This is a genomic window from Pseudomonas cichorii, assembly GCF_003700275.1.
Taxonomy (GTDB): Bacteria; Pseudomonadota; Gammaproteobacteria; order Pseudomonadales; family Pseudomonadaceae; genus Aquipseudomonas; species Aquipseudomonas cichorii_B.
Genome location: NZ_RBRE01000007.1, coordinates 1 through 3,874, shown reverse-complemented (window position 1 = coordinate 3,874; position 3,874 = coordinate 1). Strand labels below are relative to the sequence as shown.

At 54.0% G+C, this 3,874-nt stretch carries 4 protein-coding genes and 1 pseudogene; all 5 read left to right on the top strand.

Translation table 11 applies throughout. The annotated features are described in order from the left end of the window. Window positions 1-244, top strand: a 244-nt coding sequence (locus tag ALQ04_RS01700) for a Fic family protein (RefSeq protein ID WP_409077229.1), incomplete at its 5' end; no start/stop codon positions are given. Between the two features lie 415 nt (window positions 245-659). Further along, entirely contained in the window at window positions 660-1,427 is a 768-nt protein-coding gene (locus ALQ04_RS01695; protein WP_221033382.1) for a hypothetical protein, read from the top strand. A 264-nt stretch (window positions 1,428-1,691) separates the two neighbouring features. Beyond that, complete coding sequence (locus tag ALQ04_RS01690; protein ID WP_122314057.1) at window positions 1,692-2,810, top strand: NADH:flavin oxidoreductase; 1,119 nt, start codon at window positions 1,692-1,694, stop codon at window positions 2,808-2,810. Window positions 2,811-2,929: 119 nt separating this feature from the next. Beyond that, entirely contained in the window at window positions 2,930-3,673 is a 744-nt protein-coding gene (locus tag ALQ04_RS01685; protein ID WP_122314055.1) for a YkgJ family cysteine cluster protein, read from the top strand. A 92-nt stretch (window positions 3,674-3,765) separates the two neighbouring features. After that, window positions 3,766-3,852: pseudogene (locus ALQ04_RS27550) on the top strand (short-chain dehydrogenase); the annotation flags it as partial. Between the last annotated feature and the right edge of the window lie 22 nt (window positions 3,853-3,874).

The window sequence follows — 3,874 nt, the reverse complement described above, 5'->3', positions numbered from 1 at the left end:
GGAAGTCACCCCGGAAGTCGAAAGGCTGGTCCTGGCGCTAAGCGGAGATGTGAGCCGTATGGAGCTTCAGCGCCAACTGAAGCTGAGCGATGCCGAGCACTTCCGTAAGCAGTACCTGGTACCGGCTCTGGAATATGGCGCAATAGCCATGACAGTGCCCGACAAGCCAACCAGCCGTAACCAGAAATACCGCCTGACGTCCCTGGGAGGAGCCATCCGGCGACGACTGGAAGATAAACGGTAGTTTTCCGCGTTCTTGCCTTGGGAGTCGCATTAAAGTTTCAGTCTCGCGCGACTCCCGACTGCTAATAATTGAACGGGTTGTCAGTCATCCTTCATATAAATGAATTCACTCTGCCTTGCGTGATAAATGAAGCTGTTAATTTGTTTTCAGAAGATTTAAAGTACTTACATAAAGGTAAGTATGGGTGAAAAGCCAAAAAAATTAATGCTTTTGTAAAAAAGTATTTCGGATGTCTGTATGTGTTCATGAAAAATAAAAAATCTCCTATTACCAATCGGTAGGTAATAAAAAACAAGTTTTATTTTTTGAACTCTATCATGCGAATTTTTAATTAATCATTTCAATTAGCGTTCTTTATGCTACGGCCAGGATGTGACTTTCTCATGGAAAAGGTCCGTTAGGCCGAGGTGAAACAATGCATAAAAGAACTGCTAGCCCGTTTGGTTCCGTCATGGCTTTAATGGCCATGACGTTGGCAATAACATTCTGCGAACCTGCGCTGGCAGATCCTCGTGAACTCAAGATTGATTTACCCGATCCGCTCCCGCATGTGCGGGTCCTGACGCTTCTGATCGGCTTGCACCTGCTCGGCTTGTGCTTCGGCCTGGGCGGCGCGACCATGCTGGATTACTGGATCCTTCGCTGGATGCGCAAAGGCAGCCTGCCCGTTGAAATAAAGAGCACTTTCACTTTTATCAGTACCGTGGTCGCCATAGGTCTTGGTCTTCTGTGGCTCTCTGGCCTGGGATTTCTTGCGCTCTATGGTATGGAGTCGCCGGAAAAACTTGCGAACCCCAAACTCTGGGCAAAGGTATGTATCGTTACAGCCCTGACGCTTAATGGCATGCTGATTCATGTGTTCGTATTGCCGGTTGTTCTGCGCGATATGAGTCAACCGATACTGGATGGCGTTTCGCGTGGACGTATTGCGGTCTTTCTGATTTCCGGTGCGCTTTCTGCCATGTCTTGGTACATCGCTTTTGCGTTGGGTATCTTTCGCGAATTGAACAATGGAGTTTCCTTCAGTCTGCTGATCGCATTGTGGCTGACACTGACTGTGGCCGCTTCTCTTGCCGCTGCTCTATTGTGGGTACAGTTGCGTGCAGGCAAACGCAAGTCTGTCACTTCCTTTCCGGACATCGGTGTAGTTGCGGTCGATGCCCTGCCTGAGGCCAAACCCTGAAAATAGGCTGTGACGCACGACGCTCCATTTCTGGTCGGCGTGCGTCATGCCACCTTGGTCGGCAATCCCTCCCCCGAATTTCCCCCATCAAGCAGCCTGTGCGAGAAAATCAATTTTTGATTATGCTCGTAATCAAAGTGATTGACAGCTTAGATTGTGATCACCATTATTGTCGCAAATCCACAGATCGAAAAAGCGGATGCGAGCACTCTGGCTCGTCCTCTTCCACGCCGTAATGGCGGCAAACATCAAAAAGGAAAATCCATGTCGGACGACATCCTGTTTACGCCGTTCACCCTGAAAGGCCTGAAGCTCCCCAACCGCATCGTAATGGCTCCGATGACCCGCGGCATGGCTGAAGGCGGGATTCCCGGTTCGGCTCAGGCGCAGTATTACCGTCGCCGTGCAGCAGGTGGCGTTGGCCTGATCCTGACCGAGGGCACCGTGGTCGACCGCCCAGCCTCGCGCAACATGCCAGGCATTCCCCTGTTCCACGGGGACGCCGCGCTGGCCGGTTGGGCTGAAGTCGCCAAGGAAGTTCATGCCGCTGGCGGTCGTATAGGTCCGCAGATTTGGCACACTGGTGCGATTCGTCCAATGCAGGGCGCACAAGGTTGGGAGCCCGATGCCCCCGCTGAAAGCCCTTCCGGCCTGGTTGGTCCGGCAGATCCGCACGGCGTTGCGATGACACAGGAAGATATCGCCGACACCGTTGCTGCATTTACCCGTGCCGCAGTGGAAGCGAAGCGCCTGGGGTTCGACACCCTTGAGTTGCATGGCGCGCATGGCTACCTGATCGACCAGTTCTTCTGGCCCGGGACCAATACACGCACAGACGCCTTCGGTGGTGCGACGATTCGCGAGCGCTCGCGTTTCGCGGCTGAAATTGTCCGTTCCATCCGCACCGCTATTGGTCCTGACTTCCCGCTGATCCTGCGCGTGAGCCAGTGGAAGCAGCAGGAGTACGGCGCACGGCTGGCCACTTCGCCTCAGGAAATGACCGATTGGCTGGCTCCGCTGGTAGAGGCCGGCGTGGACATCCTGCACTGCTCGCAGCGTCGTTTCTGGGAGCCAGAGTTCCCGGAAATCGACGGAGCCGAAGGCCTGAACTTTGCCGGTTGGGCCAAGAAGCTGACTGGCGCCGCGACGATCAGCGTTGGCTCGGTCGGGCTGGATTCGGACTTCTTCAACGCCTTCGGTGGCGCAGGTTCCGGCGCAGCGGCACTGGACAGCCTGCATGGCCGGATGGAGCGCGAAGAGTTCGACCTGATCGCCGTTGGCCGCGTATTGATTTCGGACGCTGAGTGGGCCAGCAAGGTTCGCACCGGCCAGACTCAGGAACTGCGCGGTTTCGCTGCAGAGGATCTGGCCACGCTGAACTGACAGTTGGCTGTCATTGCATCGCCGTCGAGCCGGAGCTGGACGGCGATGCAAGGGCAACGATTCAACGCCTCGTTACCGAGGCCGGTCACGGAGGCAGTACGGATTAGCCTGGACATACTATGAATAACAACGCAGTGCGCTATACATGCGTGGCTTGTGGCATCTGCTGTAAAGACAGACTTGTACCGTTGACCATGAATGAAGCTGAACAATGGCTTGCACGCGGCGATGACGTTGCCGTGATACTTGAAGCCTTCAGCCAATCCTCAGAGTCCGAAGCAACACCGGAGTATCTTCATAATGCGAGCCGGGCGGCCAAGGTAAGTACTGGCAAGAAAGACATTCATGTCATTGCCGTCTTTGCCGGCAACGCTTTAAAGCAATGTCCCAGCCTGCGAGCCGATAACTTGTGCGGCATTTATGAAGAGCGGCCATTGGTGTGCCGCATTTACCCGATGGAGATAAATCCGTTCATTGGCTTGAGTGCTCAAAACAAGTTATGCCCGCCGGAGTCATGGGAAAGTGGCGAGATCCTGTGCACCGATGGCGTGGCAAACCCGCCCTTGAGAGAGTTGATCAACCAATCAAGGCGTGCGGATCAACAGGACGCTGCAGCCAAGGTAGCCATCTGCGCCTCACTGGGAATGAGCGTTGCAAGCTGGAAGGGCGATGGATTCGCCGTGTACTTTCCCCAGCGCGAAGCACTGCTTGCGGCGATCCAGACCAGGGATATAAACACTGCGGATTTTGACGTGAGCTGGAAAGTTCGTACGGATAACCCGTTCCTGCGCCAACAGTTGATTGAAGCGCAAGTGCCATTGGCACACGAAAGCTCCAACGATTACCTCTATCAGGCTTTATAGCCTGAATGAGCACTGCCTTTTATTAATTCAAGATCTCAGGCGCATACCAGGTTGGCGCAGTGATCTGTCCTGACTTATAGAGAGATCCTTCAATGAATACGATAAAAGGCTGGGTTCTGATTACCGGCGCATCCAGCGGTTTTGGTGAAGAGTTTGCCAGGCAATATGCCGAAATGGGTCACCTGTAGTGGTCAACTTTTT